We start from the raw sequence: 22,834 nt of genomic DNA on the forward strand, positions 1-22,834 counted from the left end.
AAAATAGAGAAGCTAGAGATACTGGTATATACATGCTTCATTGCCCATCCTTTTTTAGCGGATAATTGCATATGGATTTTATATAATAGAGATACTATTTATTATGCGTAGAGCATGATTGGCGAGAGGGCATAAAGATGGTAAAATATTTGAGGGCATGCTAATAGCTTACTTAGCGTCTGACGTAATAACGTAATAACCAATTCTAATTAAAAGCATTGGAGAAATGAAAATTGTAATTTCTTCAAACGTTTGTTTGAATTTATGTACAAGATGGTTGTTAAAAACCTAAGACATATTTCCTTTTTTCTTTTGTTACATTATTAGGAGAATAAAGTATTTACGTTAATCATTGTTTAGTGATAAGCAAGTTTTCCTAACCTGCCCACATTAAAATTAAGATATGATGTTGTGTATATTAATATAAAAGGATGATCGGCGATGCAGACTTCCAGAATTCCTGGTTTTTATAAGCAAACAGTTACAAAGCGAAGAGAATTGCTAAAAAACGTGGAGGCGTTTACGGAAGAAGCTTTTCATGTCCTTTCTTCACCAGAACCTCTTCCGCTTGATACAGCTGATAACATGATCGAAAATGTTATTGGAACTTTTCCCCTTCCTTTAGGAACAGGATTGAACTTTCTTATAAATGGGAAAGAATATATAGTGCCGATGGTTATTGAGGAACCATCTGTTGTAGCATCTGCTAGTCATATTGCTAAAATTGTACGTGAAGCAGGAGGCTTTACTACGGAAGCTACGGAAAGAGTAATGATTGGACAAATTCAAGTAGTTGGATGTACAGATTTTCACAAAGCAAAAGCTGCTCTACTTTACGCGGAAGACGCATTAATTGAACAGGCTAATGCTTCTTATCCAAGCATTGTGAAACGTGGTGGTGGCGCAAAAGAAATCGATGTAAGGATACTTAATGAAGACGCTACGTCGAGCTACCAGCAAATGCTCGTTCTTCACTTATACATTAATACATGTGATGCTATGGGAGCAAATATTATTAATACAATGGTTGAATCGCTTGCTCCAACAGTAGAAGCGTTGACTGGTGGGAAGGTGTATTTGCGCATATTGTCGAATTTAGCCGATCGGTGCTTAGCTCGTGCTACTTGTACAGTCCCGCCTCATTTGTTGAAAACAGGTGACTTCTCTGGCGAAGAAGTAAGAGACGGCGTCATTCACGCATACGAATTTGCTGCGTCTGATCCGTATCGAGCAGTTACGCATAACAAAGGAATTATGAACGGGATTGATCCGGTTGTTATTGCAACAGGAAATGACTGGCGTGCGGTTGAAGCAGGTGCGCATGCATATGCAGCTCGTGATGGACAGTATACCTCAATGACAACGTGGTCTGTTGATGCAGAGGGAAATCTTGTAGGTGAATTGGAGTTGCCGATGTCTGTTGGGATCGTTGGGGGTTCTATCAATGTTCACCCAATGGCAAAGGCTGCGTTAGATATATTACATGTATCGTCTGCCCAAGAGCTATCACAGGTAATTGTTGCAGTCGGTCTCGCACAGAATTTAGGCGCATTAAAAGCGTTAGCTACCGATGGTATACAAAAAGGCCACATGGCTTTACATTCTCGTTCTGTTGCCATAGCAGCAGGAGCTACTGGGGAGTTGATTGATATCGTGTCGAAAAAATTAGTAGAAATAAACGAAATCCGTGTTGGCAAAGCTAAAGAACTGGTGGAAGAGTATATAAAATGAGTGCAGAAAAAGTAACAACCACAGAAAAAACAGCTATCGGTGTAGCTTATAGTAAACTAATTTTAATTGGAGAGCATGCAGTTGTACACGGACAACCGGCTATTGCTATTCCATTTCCATTGGTAGGTGTAGAGACTGCCGTTGAACATTTCCCAGGACCGGTCAAAATTGATACAACTTTCTATCATGGCTCTATTGCTGATGCACCAGAATCATTAGAGGGTATTGTAAAATGCATTGAAGGTACGATGGATTATTTAAATATAGCCTGTGAGGATATGATTATACGCATTACATCAACGATTCCACCTGGTAAAGGGTTAGGTTCCAGTGCTTCTGTGGCGATATCCGTTGTCCGATCCTTATTTGCTTATTTTGATGAGGATTATACAGATGAAGAATTACTGCAACTGGCGAATATAGCGGAGACGTTTGCACACGGGGCTCCGTCAGGGATTGATACATTGACAATCACATCACAGTCCCCTGTCTGGTATGAAAAGGAACACCCGATTGATTTTATTCACTTAAGTGAGGACTTTCATTTTGTTGTAGCGGATTCTGGTCGTGTAGGAGATACGCGTCTAGCAGTGGAGTCCGTAGCAAATTTATTAAAAACCGCGCCAAGACGAATTCAGCGTAAACTAGAACGAATTGGAAAACTGACGCATGATGCAAAACAGGCTTTGGAGAAAAAAGGAAAGCATATCTTGGGGCATATGCTAAATGAAGCGCAAAAAGAATTGGAAGCTTTAGGTGTGAGCGACACTGGGTTAAATCGTTTAATCGATTTTGCCAGACAAGAAGGCGCGCTCGGAGCTAAGTTAACAGGCGGAGGTAATGGTGGCTGTATCATTGCCCTTGCCCAAAATGAAGTTCATTCCAGACAATTAGCGGAGAAACTGAGAACATTTGGCGCACATGCAGTATGGCCATTTGTGTTGAAAGAGAGCCAAGATCATTAATTTCCACTATAGGAAAATAATATCGTATCGGCGTTTTATCAGCATAAAAACTATGGCAGTAGTCAAGTTTTTCTAAGAAGAGCGTAAACAGAAGGGGAATGACCATGAAAGCAACTGCAAAGGCGCATACAAATATTGCCCTTATTAAATATTGGGGAAAGCGAAATGAAGCGATTATTTTACCTACGAATAATAGTTTGTCACTTACTTTAGATGGCTATTATACTACAACGACAGTGGAATTTGATGAGTCGCTTTCCCAAGATCAATTCATATTAGATGAGCAAATCGCATCCGGAGAGCAGTACAATCGGGTAACGGCATTTCTTGATATTATAAGACAAATGGCAGGTAAACAGCTATTTGCTAATGTAACATCGGTGAATGAAGTGCCAACTGCCGCCGGTTTTGCTTCCTCTGCTTCTGGGTTTGCCGCGTTAGCAGCGGCTGGATCGAAAGCCATAGGTTTACATTTATCAGAGAAAGAGCTCTCTAGATTAACTCGTCGAGGCTCCGGGTCAGCTTGTAGATCTATTTATGGTGGTTTTGCAGAGTGGGAAATGGGGATGCGTGAAGACGGAGAAGATTCTTACGCTATACCTATTGCTCCAGCAAATTATTGGGATATTCGTGTGGCGGCTGTGGTGTTATCTGCGACGAAAAAAAGTGTTTCTAGTCGTGCGGGAATGCGTAGAACAGTTGAAACATCGCCATTTTTTCAAGGCTGGCTGGATAGTATTTCCTATGATTTAGCGGAAATAAAACAAGGAATTAAGGCTCGTGATTTTCAACAAGTCGGTGAAATTGCTGAGGCAAACTGTATGAAGATGCATGCGACGACGTTAGGTGCAAAACCCCCATTTACATATTGGCATGACACGACGCTAGTAGTGATGCAAAAAGTTTGGGAAATGCGCTCACAAGGTATACCTGTTTATTTTACGATTGATGCTGGCCCTAATGTAAAGGTGCTTTATTTACCTGAGCATGAAGCATATATTGAGCAAACATTGGGCGAATTACAAGGTGTTACAGATATTCGTTTGAGTAAACCAGGTCAAGGGATTACGTATATATAGGGGCTGAATCTATTGCCACAATCATCTATGATAATTAAAACCCCCGGAAAGTTAATGGTTGCGGGGGAGTTTGCTGTACTACAGCCGTATCAACAATTAGTTGTAATGGCTGTAGATCGTTTTGTTTATGCAACGATAAAAGATAGTGCAACAAACGATTTACATTTAATTGATTTCCAATTACAAAATATAGGTTGGGAATATAATGGGGATAAAGTTGAACTTTATTCTAAAGATAAAAGAACGACATTTGTTCAAACATCTATGACAACGGCATGTAACTATTTAAATGAACAGCATATTGCGATACCCCCTTTTGAATTAACGATCAAAAGCGAACTTGATGATGAATCAGGGGTGAAATATGGCTTAGGTTCAAGCGCTGCTGTCTCTACATCTGTTATTTCCGCCATTTTAAATAAGTTTATGCCTAAGAAACCAGAAGCAAAGCTCATTTATCAATTAGCAGCGATCGCTCATGTTGTAACGCAAGGTAACGGTTCGGGAGCCGATGTCGCTGCTTCTTCTTATGGTGGTTTCCTAAACTATTCCTCATTTCAGGCGGAATGGCTTCGGCAAGCGTACGAGGAATCACAAACATTAACGGAACTCATTCATCGAGATTGGAAGTATGCTTCTTTGGAGCCTATTTCATTGCCGGATTCTGTTCATGTTTGTATCGGTTGGACAGGAAAACCAGCTTCTACCAAAAAACTGGTGGAGCAAATTTTAAAGTTAAAGACAACCAATTCTAAAAGATTTACTAGCTTTATTAGGCATAGTGAGCAGGCAGTTGCGAATGTGTTGGCAGGAATGAAGCAGAACAACCCGCAGTTATTGCTTCAAGGGATAAAAGAAAATCGCCACGCGCTAGCAGCTGTTGGACGGGATGCAAATGTTGCTATTGAAACACCGTTATTAACGACACTCTGTGATATAGCGGAACAATTTGGAGGTTCAGGGAAGCCTTCTGGAGCTGGTGGAGGCGATTGTGGCATTGCTTTTATGCCTTCTAACCAAGCTGCGGAGGCTGTATTAGCAGCCTGGGAAAAAGCAGGGATAAAACCACTCGCGTTACATCCCTATCCGCATGGAGCAGTGGTTAGTGACATCAAATATATAAATGAAATGAAATGATAAAAGCGCATGGATGTTGTACGTGGACAACATCCATGCGCTTTTTGTGTTAGGGTTTTATTCCTATCTGGAATAAAACTTCTTTAGAATCAGTGAGGTTCGCATGAGTTACATGTGTTTTCTTCATGAATCGTCTCTCTTTACTTTCCTACAATAGGGCATACTTTGTCATGTTTACAACCTCATTTTAATATTTACATTCCATTTACATTCAAAGCACAAAAAAGATAGTAATATTAATTTCGAGTAAAAAATTTACATTCATTTAATAGTAAAAATCGCCAATTTAGAATAAAGGCAAAAAATCCAGCAGGCAAGCGCTGCGAAGATCATTCCATTATTTAGGTTAAATAATGGAATGTTAACTTTTATTTACAAAAATGTAGCTGTTATTTAATTTTACCTTTAATCTACCTTCATAATTGTTAACTATACTTAAAGTAGGCATTAAACGAGGGAGGGAATTAGATGAAGACAGAGCTACATATACATTCCACCTTTTCAGATGGTGCTTTAACTCCAAAAGAAATCGTTAAGGAGGCGAGTGCAAAAGGGGTGCGAATTTTGTCGATAACGGATCATGACGCCATCGGAGCGTATCATACTGCTTTGCCTGAAGCCGAGCATGTAGGAATATCATTGGTGCCAGGAATAGAGCTTAATACGGATGGTATCGACGGTGAATTGCATATTTTAGGTTATTGCTTCGATCCGCAACATCCTAAAATGACAGAGCACATCTATTGGAGGACAAAACAGCGTAATAACTGGGCTGCCAAAATCGTTTCTCAATTAAACGATCTAGGATATGCGATCTCCTTAGCAGATGTTAGGCGACATGTACCTGGCGATGTGATTGTACGAACGCATATTGCAGCAGAGCTCGTAAGACAAGGTTATTTTCCTACTGCAGATGATGCTTATCAAGCACTGTTAAAAAAAGGGAAACCCGCATTTGTGGAACGTGTTGCTTTTTCTGCAGAGAAAGCCATTCAATTAGTGCATGAATGTGGAGGGAAAGCATTTTTAGCACATCCAGCTATTTATCGTTCGTCCGTTCCTTTGCAACGATTACTGTCGTATGGATTAGATGGAATTGAGGTTTATCACTCCGAGCACTCTGATGAGGATAGTGTCTATTGGCTAGAAGTTACGAAGCAATATGGGTTACTCGTTTCAGGCGGATCGGACTATCACGGAACAAGCGCTAGAAAGAAGAAGGAGATTGCCATTGGAAGTGTGCAATTAGACACGGATTCAAAAAACTACTGGATAAAGCGAGCTGAAGAATCTTGAGTACATTTTATATTTCTTCATCCTTATGCTGGAGTTTTCATCCACAGGAAGTGATACACATTGCTAAACAATATGGGTGTATTGGAGTAGAAATGTGGGCAGAGCATATGTATTATCATCAAGCTAGTCCGGAGGATATAAGAGAAACTGCTAAAGCGGAGCAAGTGGATATCACATTACATGCTGCTAGTTGGGATTTAAATATTTGTTCGCTTAATCAGGGTATTCAGCAGCAGTCCATCGTAGAGTTGAAAAAATCGATTGATCTGGCTGCGAAATTAGGTGCTTTGCACATGACATTTCACCCTGGAAAATATACCGTTAAAAATTATTTGACCGCATGTCATCAGGAGAATTTAGTAACCAACACGCAATTGCTTTTAGATTACGCAAAAGAGAAGCAGGTTACTTTATCTCAAGAATTAATGGAAGTTATTCCAAAAGAAATGTTGACATATCCAGAACAAATGACACAGTTTCAAGCGAAGTTAAATGGAGAGCTTTGCGTTACCTTAGATATCGCCCATGTCCCTTTACAGGATGATCCCATTAACTATTTTGAACATCTTCAACATGTGAATAGCATTCATTTAAGCGATTCTACGAAAACGCAATATCATGTTCCGCTTGGAAAAGGGAGCGTGGAGCTACATCGGGTTCTAACTTATTTTAGTAAGATAGATAAACCGATTGTGTTAGAAGGAATGGATACAACAAAGGAATTAGCATTTTTAAAACAACATATAGCGTATTTGAATCATCATCACTGGCTTGAAAGGAAGATAGATGCTTGAACATATTAATTACAAATGATGATGGCATTTTTGCACCTGGTGTGAAGGCGTTAGCTGAGTTGCTTTCCCATTTTGGTAAGGTAACCGTAATTTGTCCAGACACGGAAAAGAGTGCCTATAGTCATAAAATCACATTACGTCAACCATTAAATTTAAAAAAAGTAGACTTCTCTTCTACGGCAGAAGCCTATGCAGTCAATGGATCCCCTGCAGATTGTGTAAAGCTTGGGATGGATGTGTTAGAAGGCGAGCCAGATATCGTATTTTCTGGAATTAATATTGGCCCTAACGTTGGAAGAGATTTATATTACTCAGGAACGATTGCTGCTGCACAAGAAGCGATGTTATACCAAGTTCCTTCGATATCTGTATCGTTGGAGACATTTGATAGTAGAAAAATAAAATTCGACGTTGTTAAACAATTATTCTATCAAGTTGTAGAGGTTATTATTCAAAATAAGATCCCGAAAAATTTGATGTTAAATGTAAATCTTCCTTATACATCGAAAGAGTTGTGTAAAGGAGTGCGCGTTGTGCCAATGGATTTAACCGTCTCTCGATATAACTTTACGGGGTTAAATGATCCACATGGTCAAATATACTACTGGTTAAAAGATAATTACCATGAATTAGAGCTTAATGAAGGGACCGATTATGATCTGCTGCGGCAAGGGTTTATTACCATTTCCCCTATTGAGTTAGTACACACAAAGAAAAGGAGAATTGATCAACTTACTCGTTGGTTTCAATATTTTAAGGAGGTAAAGTAAATGAAAAAAGTAATGGTTATTGTTTTTGCATTGGTCTTGCTATTTTTAGCAGCTTGTGGCGATAAAAAAGAAGAAACATCAGACGCAGAGAATACCATTCGTGGAGAAGTGGAATTTTACACTTCTCAACCAGATGTAGACGCAGAAAAATTAGTAGGTGCGTTTAATGAAAAACACCCAGATGTAAAAGTTAACATCTTCCGTTCGGGCACAGAAGAAGTAGTAAGTAAAATCAAAGCGGAAAAAGAAGCAGGAGAAGTACAAGCAGATGTGTTATTAGTTGCAGATGCAGTAACATTTGAAGGTTTGAAGCAAGAAGAGCTGCTTATGTCTTATCAATCAAAAGAAGCAGAAGATATTGCAGATGAATTTGTTGATGCAGATGGTATGTATACAGGAACAAAAATTATGGCTACAGGTTTAGTCGTCCATACAGGTAATGTGAGTGAAATGCCGACTTCATGGGACGCAATGACTTCTGAAGCAGCGAAAGAGCAAGTAGTGATGCCAAGCCCGTTATATTCTGGCGCTGCTGCATATAATTTAAGTGTTTTAACTCGTAATGATGCGTTTGGTTGGGAATTTTATGAGAAAATACAAGCAAATACCCCAATGATTACAGAAGGAAATGGAGCAGTAATGGAAAACGTTTCTTCTGGGCAAAAAACATATGGAATGGTTGTAGATTATTTAGCAGCGCGAGCAGCTAGTGAAGGTTCACCTGTAGAGCTAGTATATCCAGATGAAGGAGTGCCGGTAATTACGGAACCTGTAGGCATTATGGCAGATACGGATCAAGAAGAAGCGGCAAAAGCATTTGTTGATTTTATTTTATCTGAAGATGGACAAAAAATGCAGGCGGAAATTGGTTACACGCCTATTCGTGAAGGCATTGAACCACCAGAAGGCTTAAAATCAATTGAAGAGATTAAAGCTATATCTGCTCCTGTGCAAGAATTGTATGAAAATCGTACAGCCGATAAGGAACAATTCGATCAATTGTTTTCTAACTAAGGTTATCCAATTGTAGGTGATTGTATTGAGAAGATTGCTAGGAAAGTCGCAAACAAATAATAGGGGAACGCAGCACCAAGCGTCCCCTACAAACCTATTTCAACTATCAACGAAAACGATCGGACTAATCGTAGTAGTTATCTTTTTCATCGTTCCTATCGTTCGATTAATATGGAAGAGCTTTTCATCCGATCAAGGAATAACGCTTCAATTTTACAAGGATATATTACGAGAGCCAAGGACATGGGAAGTTTTACAAAATACGATGATTATTGTAGTGCTGTCGACGGCAATTGCTTTTATCTTAGGAACAGCTTTTGCTTGGATTGTGGCGTATACAAATATTCGTTGGAAAAAGCTTGTGCAGCTTTTTGTGTTTTTGCCTTTCATTATACCTTCCTATATTACATCTTTAGCATGGGTGCAATTCTTTGGACCTGGTGGATTAATGGAACGAATGTTAACCTATGTATCTCTTCCCGCAATATCGTGGGATTTATATAGTATGTCAGGCATCATTTTTGTTATGGCGATTAGTCATTTTCCATTAGTGTATTTGTTTTCTGTCCATGTGTTTCGGAAAATACCACGAGAAATGGAATTAGCCGCACAAATTTCAGGCTCATCCCGGTGGAAAGCTTTTAGAAAAATTATTCTTCCCATGGCGTTGCCAGGAATTGTTGGCGGCTCATTTATTGCTTTTTTAGGAAGTTTAGATAATTTTGGTATACCTGCATTTCTTGGAACACCAGCAGATATTCCAGTCTTATCTACATATATTTATCAGCAAGTAATCGGCTTTGGTACTTCCGCATTTCAACGTGCGGCCGTTCTTTCCATGATTTTAGGCGTTGTTGCCGTCGTAGGATTATTTTTTCAATGGCTTGTTTTGCGAAAGTCCAAGCAAGTGGAGACAAGCAGCGTCGATCATTCTCCTAGATATGATTTGGGGAAAAAGCGACCAATCGTAGAGATCGTGATTTGGCTGTTTTTTGCGGTAACGAGTATTTTTCCTCTTATTTCAATGGGGCTGCTATCGTTTTTGCGTGCCTATGGATTGGATTTTGCATGGGAGAATTTTTCTTGGAAAAATTATGCCTATATTTTAACCAGTAATTCCACGTTGGAGGCTATTATAAATAGTATTCAACTAGCAGGTGTTACAGCCGTAGTAGGGATTATCGTTGGCACTGCATTTGCTTACAAGCGCGTCCGTAATTCAGGTGCAACGACAAAAATAATGGAAACAGCTATTACTATTCCATACGCATTACCAGGAATGGTACTAGCCTTAGCGATGATTTTCGCATGGATGGAGCCTTTACCTGGTTGGAACCCAGGGATTTATGGTTCTGCGCTCATCCTTTATATTGCATACATGACGCGGTTTCTTATTTTACAGATTAGAAGTAGTGTTACCGCCTTTCAACAAGTAAATATAGAGGTGGAAGAAGCTGCGCGAATAAGTGGAACGAATGGATTTGGTAAATGGAAAAAGGTGCTTATTCCGTTAATTACTCCAGGTGTTTTAGGGGGAGCGCTGCTTGTATTTCTGAATGCATTAGCAGAATTAACTGTTTCTTCTATATTATACTCGTCTACATCTGAGACGATAGGGGTGTCGATTTTGAGTTTTCAGCAATCTGGATATTCTTTATATGCAACAGCCTTCTCCACAATTATTGTTGGGCTAATTATTATGGGATATTTGTTACTATTTGCTGTTCAGTATAGCTGGAACAGAAAGGTGGATAAGCGAAAATGAGTACCGTAGTCAAAAATCTAAAGAAAAGCTTTGATGGTTTTCAAGCACTTCATCATATTAACTTATCAATAAAAGATGGGGAATTCCTTGCCATTTTAGGACCTTCGGGTTGTGGAAAAACGACGTTGTTGCGATTATTGGCAGGTTTTGACTCACCAACAGATGGCACAATTTCATTAGCGGGTACAGAAGTAGCTAATGCAAAAAAGGTGGTTGCCCCAGAAAAGCGGAATGTGAGTATGGTTTTTCAGTCTTTTGCTTTATGGCCGCACATGAATGTGAAGGAGCATATTGCGTTTCCGCTTGATCATCACAGGTTTGCTGATCAAGCAGTTACATCTGCTAAGGAAAAACGTATTTTAGAGGTGTTAGAAACTGTGAATTTAAAAGAATTTGCCGATCGCATGCCTGGAGAATTATCAGGTGGGCAAAAACAACGTGTCTCACTGGCACGGGCAATTGCCCCCAAACCTAAGTTATTACTAATGGATGAACCGCTGAGCAATTTAGATGCCGAGCTACGTATGGATATGCGTCGTGAAATTCAACGACTTCATGCTTTAACAAAAGCTTCTATTGTTTACGTTACACACGATCAAGGCGAAGCGTTAGCGATGGCGGACCGAATTGTTGTGATGAATAAAGGGAAAATAGAACAAATAGGGACACCAGAAGAAATCTACTATCATCCTGAAACGCCTTTTGTAGCAAAATTTGTTGGAAAAGCAAATATATTTACAGGTGAATGGAAAAAAGATGTATTTCAGCTACAGCAAGGAAAGGTAACTTGGAAAGATTGGGGAATAGCAGAAGCGTTAAAAAGGGAGCAAATGTATATTTTAAGGCCAGAGCAATTGAAGTTATCGCCAAAAATTGCTAACGAATTAACGGGTACGATTAAAACAAAGCAATTTCAAGGCAAAGAATATCATTACTCCATTGAAGTAAATGGACAGGTAATTATTGCTCATGCTCCAATACTAGAACAATATCATGTAGGTGAGGAAGTTGCACTTATACCGATGATTTCAGATGAAAGTTGATATAAAAATAATGTAAGTGGAAAAGAAGTTTCATACACTATAAAATAGCAACGAGCAGCCATGTATAATGTGGTTGCTCGTTGTTTGGTTATAAGATAAGAAAGCATAAAATTGGTGGCTTGTGTATTATAACATAACCGAATAAAGCCTCATCCGGCTCCATCGCCCAGCAATTAGGCGACTTCACGAAATGCTCTACGATAAGTCATCGTTGGTTCGTGCATCACCATGATTACTAAACCTTTAGTTGATTCGTTCCAGTCGCTACGTTGTTAAACGGTCGCTTTCTCCTTTGTTACACTATAGGAAGGTATAAAAGTTTAAGGTTTATAGTATAAGAATTTTGCATATATATGCAATTTTGTGTTGAGTTGAGTCACAACCTTTCGTTTGTCTACAATAAAGGAGAAGGGAGGCATTATTCATGAAATCAACGATATCAATTATTGGGGTTCCGATGGATTTGGGGCAGAGTAGACGTGGGGTAGATATGGGGCCGAGTGCAATGCGTTATGCTGGAGCGGTGGAAAGGTTAGAAGCATTGGGGTATACGTTACATGATTATGGTGACATTGGTATTACTCGACCTGACAAACAAGAAACGGGACGAAGTTACCAACTAAAGAATTTACCTCAAGTAGTTGAAGCAAATGAAAAATTAGCAACGATGGTTGATCAAACAATAAAAAAAGGCCATTTTCCGTTAGTTTTTGGTGGTGACCATAGCATTGCTATCGGAAGTTTAGCAGGGATTGCTAAACATTATGAACAGCTTGGAGTTATTTGGTATGATGCGCATGGGGATTTGAATACGAAGGAGACTTCTCCATCTGGTAACATCCATGGAATGCCACTTGCTGTAAGCTTAGGCTTCGGTCATGAACTGTTAACATCGATTGCAGGGTACTCACCTAAGGTAAAGCCAGAAAACATTGTTATTATTGGAGCTCGTTCCCTCGATCCTGGAGAGAGGGAGTTAATACGTGAGAAGGGAATACAAGTTTATACCATGCATGAAGTAGATCGGTTAGGGATGTCGAACGTCATCGAGAAAGCGGTTGCTTATTTAAGTCCTCGTACTGATGGAGTGCATGTAAGCGTAGACTTAGATGGTCTTGATCCGTCTGAGGCGCCAGGAGTAGGTACACCAGTTATTGGTGGAATGACTTATCGTGAAAGTCATTTAGCTATGGAAATGTTAGCAGAGGCAGGAATCATTACGTCCGCCGAATTTGTGGAAGTCAACCCAATTCTAGATGAGAAAAATAAAACGGCAACGCTTGCTGTCGGTTTAATGGGCTCATTATTTGGCGAAAAATTAAAGTGAAGTTTGTAAAAATATGTTAAAATAAAAAGACATGATTTTTTCATGTCTTTTTTACCCTATAGTCTCTCTTTTTAAATTTAATAATCGTACGAAGAAGTGTCATTTTTTTGTAGTCGTTTTTTAAAATTTTTCCTATTATAGTTCGTTGTTGTTACATATTCCAAGATTAATGCATCTAATTCAACACTTGAGTTAATTACTGCTTCAGAGGTCAATGCATGCGAGTTACTGAGAGAGAGCATTTTTTCTCTTTTCATTTCAATTCTTTCCAATAAATTAGAATTACTCACAAATCTATCCTCCTATCTAGTATAATGGTAGGATAGTAGTGGGAAATTTGCAATCATAAATATTTACATTTTATTAATTTTTTTTGAAACCTATTGATCGGTTAATTCGTAACAATATTACCGCATAGTAAAGCGGAGGTACCAATATGGATGAAATGATTAAAGATAGAATTAAACAAGTGAAAAAAGGAGATCAATCCGCTTTTGAAGATGTGGTCTCATTCTTTCAAAATAGGATCTACCAGCACTGTTTTCGCATGCTTGGTAATGCACACGAGGCGGAAGATATAGCGCAAGAGGCTTTTATTCGTGCATATGTCAATATCCATTCTTTTGATGATCAAAGGAAATTTTCGACGTGGTTATATCGAATTGCAACGAATTTAACGATAGACCGTATTCGTAAACGAAAACCAGATCATTATCTAGATGCAGAGGTAAAAGGAACGGAAGGGTTGAATATGTATTCCCAGATAGCCGATAAGGGAAGACTACCAGAAGAAGAAGTCGAAGGGATTGAGCTTAAGCGCTATATTCATTACGAAATTTCACAGCTTCCTCCGAAGTATCGCAGTATCATAATGTTGCGGTATATTGAAGAATTTTCCCTCCAGGAAATTAGTGAAATCCTGGATATTCCACTTGGGACTGTAAAAACCCGTATTCATCGTGGAAGGGAAACCTTAAGGAAAAAGCTTCGTCACGTGTAAAGGAGTGTGACTCACTTGAATTGTAATAAAGAAGCAGTAGAATTGATGCATTGTTATTTAGATGGAGATATTACAAAAGAGCAGGAGCAGGCGCTCAGCGCGCATTTGGAGAATTGCGAGGCGTGTCAAAAACATTTTCATGACTTAAAACGTACGATTACACTTTTGCAAAGCACAGAACAAATAAAAGCCCCTGCTAATTTCACTGCAAATGTGATGAATAATCTTCCGACTGAGCGGAAGCGATTTAAATATAGAAGATGGTTTAAAGCCCATCCAATTTTAACTGCGGCAGCGATATTTTTTATTTTTATGATTAGCGGTATGTTTTCAGTATGGAATCAAGATAATCAGTTAAGTGTCTCTAAACAGGATAATTTAGTTATTCAAGGGGATACGGTAATTGTACCTGCTGATGTGACGGTTGAAGGGGACTTAGTCGTAAAAAATGGCGACCTCATTATTAACGGGACGATTGATGGAAATGTTACGTTAATTAATGGTGAGCTCATTGAAGAACCGATAGAAGGTGATGGTTTGATGGCTTCTGTTGGTGAAATCAATGGAGAGATAGAACATGTAGATCAAATGTTTGAGTGGGTGTGGTATTCCATTAAGGAATTGTTCGAAAATATCTTCTCATTTTAATAGGATGATGAACCTGAAAACGGAAATTCCGAATTCAGGTTTTTTATCGTACGATAAGTGTAGTAAACGACAGCTATTTTCCGCCATATAGACTTGGCTGGAGATAAGCCATGTTTTTCTTACGATATCCACTCCTTTGAAAAAGGAGTTATCGTTTATAGAAGTGTTCATATCGATAAAATCATACATCATATTGGGTCTTTTATGTTACAATAGGAATGTTATAAGGTCTTATTTTTTACTATAAGAAAGTGTAAAATGTAACGCTCTATAGCAGAAGGAATTTACACCTTTTTTTATCAAAACTTCGGTAATAAAACCAAGTCTTACACTATAAGAAAGTATAAAGGTTTCTAGGGTTTATAGTGGCTTCCATCATAAGACTTGGCGACAAGTCAAGTTTTTCTAACAAAAATAGATTGAATGAAGCATTATATATATGCTTGCATATAACATGCAATAAGAAAATACTGTAGAGGATGTGTACATCATGCTTGATGGGGGATTTGACCTAATACAGCTCCTTAGGATAGGCGTAGATATCGCTCTCGTCTGGTATGTTTTATATAAATTAATCATGCTGATAAGAGGTACGAAGGCTATTCAACTTCTTAAAGGGATTGCAGTGGTACTAGCAGTGTGGTTGTTAAGCATTGTTTTGGATTTACAAACAGTGCGGTGGATTACAAGCCAGGCGATTGACTGGGGGCTTATCGTTATTATTATTCTATTCCAACCAGAGTTGCGTAGGGCATTGGAACAATTAGGGCGTGGCAATATATTTGGACGAAGTGCTCGCTCGGAAGAAGAAATTATTGAAAAGAATATTGATGCCATTATCCAATCCTGTAATTATATGGCTAAACGACGAATTGGTGCGCTGATCACCATTGAACGTGAAACAGGAATAGGAGACTATGCAGAAACAGGTATTCCCATTAATGGAAAACTAACACATCAACTGTTAACAAATATATTTACACCAAACACGCCATTGCATGATGGTGCTGTTATTTTAAAAGGTGACGAAATCATTGCTGCAGCATGCTACTTGCCTTTGTCCGAAAGTCCTTTTATTTCCAAAGAGTTAGGAACAAGGCACCGTGCTGCAATGGGCATTAGTGAGGTTACAGATGCATTAACCATTGTAGTATCCGAAGAAACGGGTGATATATCTTGCACGAAAAATGGCGAGCTACATAGAGAGCTAAGTCAGGAAAGCTTAAGAGATTTATTACACAAGAACCTATCATTAAGTTTGAAAGCCCCTGAAAAAAAGTCAAAAAAAGGGAGGGCAAACAAAAATGGATAGTTGGTTTCGAAGTAAGTGGTTTGTCCGTGTCGTTTCATTAGCTTTTGCCGTTTTCTTTTATATCTTTGTAACGGTTGATCAAAATAGTGTACCAAATAATGGCGATTCCACATTTCCTTCTGGAGATGAGACGCAAAATTTAGAAACACTGGATGAAGTTCCCGTGAATATAGATATTGATAGTGAAAAGTATGTAGTTAGTGGTGTTCCAGAGTATGTTTCTGTCACGTTAGAAGGGTCAGCAGCTGTTTTACAACCAACCCTACGTAATCGGAATTTTGATGTATGGGTAGATTTACAAGAGTTGGAGGCTGGTGAACATACCGTAGAGCTTCAACATGATATTTCTGATAAACTAGATGTATTTATTGAGCCGAAACGAGTAGATGTAATGATTGAAGAGAAATCCACCCAAGAATTTCCAGTAAAAGTTGACTTTATAAATACAGATGACATGGCAGATGGGTATGAGCTTGGTGATTATGAAGTAAGTCCGCAGAAGGTAACAATTACGAGTGCCAAAAGTGTAATTGAAAAAATTGGTATTGTCAAAGCTTATGTCGATGTAAGTGGCTTAGACGAATCGATTGATAATCGAGAAGTTCCTGTAAATGTCTACGATAGCCAAGGCAATGAATTGAGTGTGAATGTAGAGCCAGAAAATGTAGTTATTTCAGCAAACATTACTAATCCAAGTAAAAAAGTACCGGTTAGCGTCCAGACAACTGGCGAGCCTCCTGAGGGGTATGCATTATCCACGATTTCTGCTAATGTAGAGGAAGTGGAAGTGTTTGCGAGAAGCAGTATACTAAAAGATTTAGAAAAAGTTTCTACGGAGGAAATTGATTTAGCGGACATTAAGAAATCGGGTACAATAGAAACAAACTTAGCATTACCTGATGGTGCAACTGTTTCTAATGGAAAGAAGGTTGAAGTTACTGTTGAATTGGAACAGACAAAGGTGTTAGAGGAAGTACCAATTGAAATAGAAGGATTACAAGATGATCTGGAAGTGGCATTTAAAAATCCAGCTGATCCAGAGATGAAATTAACAGTTACAGGAAAACAATCAGATATAGCAGAGTTAAATCGGGAAGACTTTCGAGTGTTTATTGATGTTAAAGATTTAGAACCAGGTACACATGACGTTTCTATTAATGTGGAATCACCAGATGGCTTGTCGGTTGAACCAGAATTTGAGCAAGCATCCATAGAAATTAATGAAACTTCGTGATTAGCTTTTTATTTAAGAATTGGTGGAATTGATAAAAAGGAGAGAAATTACATGGGAAAATATTTTGGAACAGATGGTGTACGAGGAGTGGCAAATAAAGATCTTACACCAGAGTTAGCTTTTAAGCTTGGACGAGCTGGAGGTTACGTGTTAACGAAAGAAACACCACGTGCCAAAATCGTAATAGGACGCGATACCCGTGTATCTGGTCATATGCTTGAAGGAGCACTTGTAGCTGGATTGCTATCTATTGGAGCAGAAGTAATGCGTTTAGGTGTTATTTCCACTCCAGGAGTTGCTTATTTGACAAAAGCAACTAGTTCACAAGCAGGTGTTATGATTTCGGCATCTCATAATCCTGTAGAAGATAATGGGATTAAATTCTTTGGACCAGATGGATTTAAATTGACGGATGATCAGGAATTAGAAATTGAAGCCATTTTGGATGGTGAGGATGAACTCCCTAGACCAATTGGTGCAGAAGTAGGGACGGTTAATGATTATTTTGAAGGTGGACAAAAGTATCTTTCTTATTTGAAAGATACGGTTGATAATGAATTTGATGGATTAAAAATTGCTTTTGACTGTGCACATGGTGCTACTTCAGCCCTTGCTACGCACTTATTCGCTGATCTAGAAGCAGATATCTATTCTATCGGTTCTTCCCCAGATGGACTAAATATTAATGATGGAGTAGGATCGACTCATCCAGAAAAGTTGCAGGGATTTGTCCTTGAAAAAGGCGCAGATGTTGGTTTAGCTTTTGACGGTGACGGTGATCGTTTAATTGCTGTAGATGAACGAGGGAAACTTGTTGACGGCGATCAAATCATGTTTATTTGTGGGAAGTACATGAATGAAAAGGGCGTGCTTCGTCATAGTACCGTTGTGTCTACAGTAATGAGCAATATTGGTTTTTATAAAGCATTAGAGGCAAATGGAATGCGTAGCGACAAAACAAAAGTTGGTGACCGTTACGTGATGGCTGAAATGCGCCAAGGCGGTTACAACCTTGGTGGAGAACAGTCAGGGCATATTATTTTCCTAGACTATAATACAACCGGAGATGGAATGTTATCCGCACTACAATTGGTCAATGTTATGAAAGAGACAGGCAAGCCTTTGTCAGAACTTGCCGATGAAATGAAAATTTATCCACAAGTACTAAAAAATGTTCGTGTAACAGATAAGGATAAAGCAATGCATCATCCAGACATAAAGCAAGCAATTGATGCGGTGGAGCAGGAGCTAGGTACACAAGGTCGCGTGCTCGTTCGTCCTTCAGGTACAGAACCACTTGTTCGTGTCATGGTTGAATCCCCAACTAAAGAAGAATGTGATTTATATGTGAAGCGAATTGTCGATGTGATTGAAAAGCTACTTGGAAGAGATGAATAATAAAAAGGTATAAGAAAAGCTAGGACATAACGCAGAGAACGAATGCAAAACGAAGCCTATTTGGTAGAACACTTTGCGAGTAGCGTTTGTTGAGGAACAGGCACGGAATCGAAGTGATGTGCTATAGCGATGGTTAGCATTTTTTATACAAAAAGCCGAACAATGATCATGCAATTGTTCGGCTTTTTTTTCTGGATTATAGAAAAAGAAAATGTTTATTACCGTGAAATTTAGCGAAAAGCTAAGTTCTTCATCATTGGCTGAGGTCATCGCTTATTTATACTATAATTAAATGGTTCAATTTACTTATAGATGGAGAAGTAGATGCAAAATATATGTTAGTAGGGGTGAAAAACTTGATTACGGTATTAGTTGTAGATGATGATGCGCATATTCGAGAACTATTACGATTGTATTTACAAAAGGAAGGTTATCAAATGGTGGAAGCGGAGGATGGGGAAGAAGCATTATCCATCATGGAACAAACAGATGTACAAGCAGCTATTGTCGACATTATGATGCCTAAGCTGGACGGATTTGATCTATGTAAACATATGCGTACATTTTATAATATTCCAGTACTTATGTTGACGGCAAAGGGAGAGCTTGCAGATAAGGAAAAAGCTTATCGTGCTGGAACAGATGATTATATTGTGAAACCGTTCGAGCCGAAAGAAGTGCTTTTTCGCTTAAAGGCATTGCTCAGGAGATTTCAAATGATCCATGATGATAAGATTCAAATTGGCACGATGTGTATTAATCGTAAAAATTATGAAGTACAAGTAGGTGGGAAAACAATTATTCTGCCTTTAAAAGAGTTTGAGCTGTTAGCACAATTAGCTAGTTATCCTAATCAAATATTTACGAGAGAGCAATTAATTGAGCATGTGTGGGGGTTAGGATATGAAGGAAATGATCGTACAGTAGATGTACATATTAAACGGTTAAGGAAACGGTTTTCCCATTGTCAAAGCGATTTTACGATCCAAACTGTGCGAGGGGTTGGATATAAGCTAGAAACGCTAAAGGCGGGAGGACAGTCTTAATGCGAACATTATATTTTCGTATTATAGTAACCACTTTCGTTATTATGATTGCCAGTTCTATTATTGCTTTTATTGTGAGTAATGGATATTACCAATATGTTTTAAAGCCAAAAAACGATGCCAAAGTTACAGAGATTGCGCATAATATTGTTGATTTATATAAAAGTAGTGAGCAGCCACTGGATGAATATTTGTCTGAAATAACGGATTTAGGTTATTCATTTTATTTAACCGATCCATATGGAAGTGATCGATCCTTTGGGAAGCCATTCGATGAAGAGCAAACCTCTAGGGAAGTGGTAGATCGCGTATTGGCTGGCGAAATCTATCATGGTATAAAAAACTATCCGTGGCGTTTATTTGTAACAGGTTTTTTTGATCATACGCTGGCAAATACAATTGGTATTCCTATTGAAAGCAATGAGGGATCGGAATATGCACTATTTGTGCGCCCTAATTCCGCGCAGCAATTTGGAGAAATGCGGCTTTTCTTTGCTGTGCTTATTGTTTTAATCTTATTGCTTAGTTTTCTATTTATTTTGTTTAGTACACGATGGATAGTGAAACCAATTCAATTACTAAAGGCAGCAACAAGAAAAATAGCCGCCGGAAATTATCATATTAAGCTATCTGTTCATCGAAAAGATGAAATTGGTCGTTTAGCCAAAGACTTTTCCATAATGAGTCAGAGTCTACAGCAAACGGAAGAAAAAAGACAAGCTTTTGTGTCCAGTGTGTCTCATGAGATTCAATCTCCACTTACCTCGATTCAAGGATTTTCTCAAGCGTTGCAAGAAGAAGCATTAACGGAGGATGCGAGACGTTATTACTTATCCATTATAGAGAAAGAAAGTAAACGGCTATCTGCTTTAAGCAGGCAATTACTAACACTATCCCAGCTAGACCAAACGGAGGAAAAGTTCGAATTTACAACGTTTCATGTTAATGAACAATGGAAAGATATTATATCCACATTGGAATGGCAATGGAGACAAAAACATATAACCATACAATTTGATAACCATGATACATTGATGAAAGGTGAGCCAAAGCTTCTTTATCAAGTATGGATGAATGTGATGACGAATGCGATTCGTTACACGCCAGATGGCGGAGATGTTTTCATCCATGTACAAAAGCGAAAAAATGACGTGCAAGTGGTGGTGTCGGATACGGGGATTGGCATTGCTGAGGAAGATCTGCGTCAAATCTTTGACCGTTTTTATAAAGTGGATAAGGCTCGAACGAGGAAAGAAGGAGGTACGGGTCTCGGATTAGCGATTGCGAAGAAGATTGTGGAGTTGCACGAGGGGACAATTATGGTGGATAGCGAACTCGGTCAAGGGACGAAGGTAGTCGTCATCCTACCGCAAGTGTAACGATTCGTTCATCCTCTGTTCATATATAGGAGCTATACTATGGTCAGAACGGGAGGGAACAACATGTTTCTGGCCATTAGAGAACTCTTATTTGCAAAAACAAAATATATTTTAATCGGCTTAATTACAACGTTAACGGTAAGTCTTATTTTTATTGTATCTGGTTTAGCTGAAGGCTTATCTGCAGATAATGCATCTTCTATTCAAGGTTTAACAGCCGACTCCCTTGTCTTAGAAGCGGAAGCAGAAGGCGAGTTAGGCAGCTCATTTATTCCAATGCATCAAGCAAAGGAAATAATAAATGATCAAGAACAGGAGGCTAATACGCTCTCTATCCAAATGATGAATGCAACAGTCGGTGGTGGAGACAAGCAAATTAGTCTAGCGTTATTTGCAACAGAACGTGATGGTATGTTAATTCCGGAAGTAACGGAAGGGAGGTCTCCTAAGCAAGAAAATGAAGTGCTAGCGGATGAAAGTCTAAAGCAGGATGGCATTCAATTAGGTGATAAATTACAGTTGGGTGAGGAAACGACCTATGTCGTAGCTGGGTTTACAACAGAGCAACGTTATAGCCATACACCAGTTGTGTTTGTTAAAAGCGATGATTTGGAACAAGTGAATGCGGTGGCGGTAAAAGGGGAATCAGTAGCAGATGGTGCTTATTCCACTATTCCTAAAATGGATGCTCTTCATGGTATTCCAAGTTATTCACAAGAACAAGCTTCCCTTAACATGATGATTATTTTTTTGTATGTCATTACTGCGTTTGTGCTAGCCGTGTTTTTCTATGTAATGACATTACAAAAACGAGACCAATTCGGTGTTTTAAAAGCGCTTGGTGCGAATAATAAATATTTAATTTCGGGATTAATCACCCAGGTTATTCTTCTTTCTATCGTTAGCGTAGGGATTGCTACAGCGATTAGCTTTGGAATCGGCGCATTATTCCCAGCTGATATGCCATTTATTTTGAACATGGCAACAATTGTACAACCAGCGATTATTATTATCGTGGTATCTGTGTTAGGGGCAGTCGTATCGCTTTATCAAGTGATCCAGATTGATCCACTAGAAGCGATTGAGGGGGTGGCAACATGACGTTAGTATTAGAGCATGTCCATAAAGTATATCAAGATGGACCAAAAGAGTATGTTGCTTTAAATGATGCTTCTTTACAGGTGCAGGCTGGAGAATTTGTAGCAGTCGTTGGTCCTTCAGGATCAGGAAAAAGTACGCTGTTATCTATTGCAGGCGCATTATTATCACCTACTAGCGGCAAAGTTTTACTGGATGGGGAAAATATTGTAACGCTATCTAAGAAAGAAGTAACGAAGCGCAGGTTGGAAAAAATCGGGTTTATTTTTCAAGCCGCTCATTTACTTCCATATTTAAAAGTGAAGGATCAATTAAATGTTATTTCTGTCCTTGCTCATAAATCGAAGCAGCAAAAAACAGACATACTTGCTCATGTTGGTTTAGAGCACCGTATTCATCATTATCCGAATGAGCTTTCTGGTGGGGAAAGGCAGCGAGTAGCTATTGCTAGAGCATTAGTGAATGATCCGAAACTTATATTGGCGGACGAGCCGACAGCAAGCCTCGACTCTAGTCGCGGACAGGAAGTCGTCAAGCTACTCGCTAATGAGGTGAAAGAGGGCAATAAAGCGGGTGTAATGGTAACGCATGATGAGCGCGTTTTAGGCTATGCTGACAGAATCATTACTATTCGCGATGGAAAAGTGGAATTGGGTTAACGACTAGGGAGGTACCCATCCCGTTGCATGATATGCTCCCACTATGGTAGACAGAGAAATAATAAAAACTCTTTACTACGATATTGGGGGCATTTTCTATGTCTAAAAGAAGAAGTAAACATACGTTAGATGAAAGAAT

21 protein-coding genes are annotated in these 22,834 nt (G+C 38.9%); 20 read left to right on the plus strand and 1 reads right to left on the minus strand.

Going from position 1 to position 22,834, the window contains the following annotated elements:
- Positions 1 to 441 precede the first annotated feature (441 nt).
- The 11 genes from HLX49_RS02130 to rocF all read left to right on the plus strand — a co-directional run bounded on the left by HLX49_RS02130 (position 442) and on the right by rocF (position 12,921).
- A complete protein-coding gene (locus tag HLX49_RS02130; RefSeq protein WP_296360680.1) occupies positions 442 to 1,731 on the plus strand; it encodes a hydroxymethylglutaryl-CoA reductase, degradative in 1,290 nt (429 codons plus the stop codon).
- Entirely contained in the window at positions 1,728 to 2,696 is a 969-nt protein-coding gene (mvk, locus tag HLX49_RS02135) for a mevalonate kinase (RefSeq protein WP_077706583.1), read from the plus strand. The genes HLX49_RS02130 and mvk overlap by 4 nt, the downstream gene beginning before the upstream one ends.
- 104 nt (positions 2,697 to 2,800) lie before the next feature.
- Complete coding sequence (gene mvaD, locus HLX49_RS02140) at positions 2,801 to 3,775, plus strand: diphosphomevalonate decarboxylase (protein WP_077706582.1); 975 nt, start codon at positions 2,801 to 2,803, stop codon at positions 3,773 to 3,775.
- A 27-nt stretch (positions 3,776 to 3,802) separates the two neighbouring features.
- Complete coding sequence (locus HLX49_RS02145; RefSeq protein WP_296360681.1) at positions 3,803 to 4,912, plus strand: phosphomevalonate kinase; 1,110 nt, start codon at positions 3,803 to 3,805, stop codon at positions 4,910 to 4,912.
- 468 nt (positions 4,913 to 5,380) lie between these two features.
- Positions 5,381 to 6,208: a PHP domain-containing protein gene (locus HLX49_RS02150; protein ID WP_101932941.1), complete on the plus strand. Its 828-nt coding sequence runs from the start codon at positions 5,381 to 5,383 to the stop codon at positions 6,206 to 6,208.
- Positions 6,205 to 7,002, plus strand: coding sequence for a sugar phosphate isomerase/epimerase family protein (locus tag HLX49_RS02155; protein ID WP_147301641.1), 798 nt, complete (start codon positions 6,205 to 6,207; stop codon positions 7,000 to 7,002). The genes HLX49_RS02150 and HLX49_RS02155 overlap by 4 nt, the downstream gene beginning before the upstream one ends.
- Entirely contained in the window at positions 6,999 to 7,772 is a 774-nt protein-coding gene (surE, locus tag HLX49_RS02160) for a 5'/3'-nucleotidase SurE (protein ID WP_101932939.1), read from the plus strand. The genes HLX49_RS02155 and surE overlap by 4 nt, the downstream gene beginning before the upstream one ends.
- A complete protein-coding gene (locus tag HLX49_RS02165; protein WP_101932938.1) occupies positions 7,773 to 8,786 on the plus strand; it encodes an ABC transporter substrate-binding protein in 1,014 nt (337 codons plus the stop codon).
- 25 nt (positions 8,787 to 8,811) lie between these two features.
- On the plus strand, positions 8,812 to 10,551 hold the full coding sequence (locus HLX49_RS02170) for an ABC transporter permease (protein WP_296360682.1): 1,740 nt from the start codon (positions 8,812 to 8,814) through the stop codon (positions 10,549 to 10,551).
- Positions 10,548 to 11,594 (plus strand): ABC transporter ATP-binding protein, encoded by a 1,047-nt coding sequence (locus HLX49_RS02175; RefSeq protein WP_077706578.1) that lies wholly within the window; start codon positions 10,548 to 10,550, stop codon positions 11,592 to 11,594. The genes HLX49_RS02170 and HLX49_RS02175 overlap by 4 nt, the downstream gene beginning before the upstream one ends.
- 424 nt (positions 11,595 to 12,018) lie before the next feature.
- The gene (gene rocF, locus HLX49_RS02180; RefSeq protein ID WP_101932937.1) at positions 12,019 to 12,921 is read left to right on the plus strand and encodes an arginase; all 903 of its coding nucleotides are present in this window, start codon (positions 12,019 to 12,021) and stop codon (positions 12,919 to 12,921) included.
- Between the two features lie 77 nt (positions 12,922 to 12,998).
- Here the strand turns inward: rocF and HLX49_RS02185 are convergent, their stop codons facing one another.
- Complete coding sequence (locus HLX49_RS02185; protein ID WP_237342804.1) at positions 12,999 to 13,211, minus strand: aspartyl-phosphate phosphatase Spo0E family protein; 213 nt, start codon at positions 13,209 to 13,211, stop codon at positions 12,999 to 13,001.
- Positions 13,212 to 13,357: 146 nt separating this feature from the next.
- Between HLX49_RS02185 and sigW the strand changes: the two genes are divergently transcribed.
- From sigW to HLX49_RS02230, 9 genes are all read left to right on the plus strand, one after another.
- Positions 13,358 to 13,921 carry an RNA polymerase sigma factor SigW gene (sigW, locus tag HLX49_RS02190; protein WP_073012397.1) on the plus strand — a complete coding sequence of 188 codons (564 nt, stop codon included), beginning with the start codon at positions 13,358 to 13,360 and terminating at the stop codon, positions 13,919 to 13,921.
- A gap of 15 nt (positions 13,922 to 13,936) precedes the next feature.
- Positions 13,937 to 14,569: an anti-sigma factor family protein gene (locus tag HLX49_RS02195; protein ID WP_101932936.1), complete on the plus strand. Its 633-nt coding sequence runs from the start codon at positions 13,937 to 13,939 to the stop codon at positions 14,567 to 14,569.
- Between the two features lie 490 nt (positions 14,570 to 15,059).
- Positions 15,060 to 15,881 (plus strand): diadenylate cyclase CdaA, encoded by an 822-nt coding sequence (gene cdaA, locus HLX49_RS02200; RefSeq protein WP_077706574.1) that lies wholly within the window; start codon positions 15,060 to 15,062, stop codon positions 15,879 to 15,881.
- Positions 15,874 to 17,115: a CdaR family protein gene (locus HLX49_RS02205; RefSeq protein ID WP_077706573.1), complete on the plus strand. Its 1,242-nt coding sequence runs from the start codon at positions 15,874 to 15,876 to the stop codon at positions 17,113 to 17,115. The genes cdaA and HLX49_RS02205 overlap by 8 nt, the downstream gene beginning before the upstream one ends.
- A gap of 51 nt (positions 17,116 to 17,166) precedes the next feature.
- Entirely contained in the window at positions 17,167 to 18,513 is a 1,347-nt protein-coding gene (gene glmM / locus HLX49_RS02210) for a phosphoglucosamine mutase (RefSeq protein ID WP_077706572.1), read from the plus strand.
- Positions 18,514 to 18,869: 356 nt separating this feature from the next.
- Complete coding sequence (locus HLX49_RS02215; protein ID WP_176087408.1) at positions 18,870 to 19,559, plus strand: response regulator transcription factor; 690 nt, start codon at positions 18,870 to 18,872, stop codon at positions 19,557 to 19,559.
- Positions 19,559 to 20,938, plus strand: a complete 1,380-nt coding sequence (locus HLX49_RS02220; protein ID WP_296360683.1) for a sensor histidine kinase — start codon at positions 19,559 to 19,561, stop codon at positions 20,936 to 20,938. The genes HLX49_RS02215 and HLX49_RS02220 overlap by 1 nt, the downstream gene beginning before the upstream one ends.
- Positions 20,939 to 21,001: 63 nt before the next feature.
- Positions 21,002 to 22,039 carry an ABC transporter permease gene (locus HLX49_RS02225; protein WP_296360684.1) on the plus strand — a complete coding sequence of 346 codons (1,038 nt, stop codon included), beginning with the start codon at positions 21,002 to 21,004 and terminating at the stop codon, positions 22,037 to 22,039.
- Complete coding sequence (locus HLX49_RS02230) at positions 22,036 to 22,695, plus strand: ABC transporter ATP-binding protein (RefSeq protein WP_101932933.1); 660 nt, start codon at positions 22,036 to 22,038, stop codon at positions 22,693 to 22,695. The genes HLX49_RS02225 and HLX49_RS02230 overlap by 4 nt, the downstream gene beginning before the upstream one ends.
- Positions 22,696 to 22,834: the final 139 nt, after the last annotated feature.

It is taken from the genome of Virgibacillus sp. (assembly GCF_013393565.1).
Taxonomy (GTDB): domain Bacteria; phylum Bacillota; class Bacilli; order Bacillales; family Amphibacillaceae; genus Virgibacillus; species Virgibacillus dokdonensis.

Bases quoted from the DNA above. Each gene is read 5' to 3' on its own strand.
- HLX49_RS02130 (WP_296360680.1), top strand. From the start codon at position 442: ATGCAGACTTCCAGAATTCCTGGTTTTTATAAGCAAACAGTTACAAAG.
- mvk (WP_077706583.1), top strand. From the start codon at position 1,728: ATGAGTGCAGAAAAAGTAACAACCACAGAAAAAACAGCTATCGGTGTA.
- mvaD (WP_077706582.1), top strand. From the start codon at position 2,801: ATGAAAGCAACTGCAAAGGCGCATACAAATATTGCCCTTATTAAATAT.
- HLX49_RS02145 (WP_296360681.1), top strand. From the start codon at position 3,803: ATGATAATTAAAACCCCCGGAAAGTTAATGGTTGCGGGGGAGTTTGCT.
- HLX49_RS02150 (WP_101932941.1), top strand. From the start codon at position 5,381: ATGAAGACAGAGCTACATATACATTCCACCTTTTCAGATGGTGCTTTA.
- HLX49_RS02165 (WP_101932938.1), top strand. From the start codon at position 7,773: ATGAAAAAAGTAATGGTTATTGTTTTTGCATTGGTCTTGCTATTTTTA.
- HLX49_RS02175 (WP_077706578.1), top strand. From the start codon at position 10,548: ATGAGTACCGTAGTCAAAAATCTAAAGAAAAGCTTTGATGGTTTTCAA.
- rocF (WP_101932937.1), top strand. From the start codon at position 12,019: ATGAAATCAACGATATCAATTATTGGGGTTCCGATGGATTTGGGGCAG.
- sigW (WP_073012397.1), top strand. From the start codon at position 13,358: ATGGATGAAATGATTAAAGATAGAATTAAACAAGTGAAAAAAGGAGAT.
- cdaA (WP_077706574.1), top strand. From the start codon at position 15,060: ATGCTTGATGGGGGATTTGACCTAATACAGCTCCTTAGGATAGGCGTA.
- HLX49_RS02205 (WP_077706573.1), top strand. From the start codon at position 15,874: ATGGATAGTTGGTTTCGAAGTAAGTGGTTTGTCCGTGTCGTTTCATTA.
- glmM (WP_077706572.1), top strand. From the start codon at position 17,167: ATGGGAAAATATTTTGGAACAGATGGTGTACGAGGAGTGGCAAATAAA.
- HLX49_RS02220 (WP_296360683.1), top strand. From the start codon at position 19,559: ATGCGAACATTATATTTTCGTATTATAGTAACCACTTTCGTTATTATG.
- HLX49_RS02225 (WP_296360684.1), top strand. From the start codon at position 21,002: ATGTTTCTGGCCATTAGAGAACTCTTATTTGCAAAAACAAAATATATT.
- HLX49_RS02230 (WP_101932933.1), top strand. From the start codon at position 22,036: ATGACGTTAGTATTAGAGCATGTCCATAAAGTATATCAAGATGGACCA.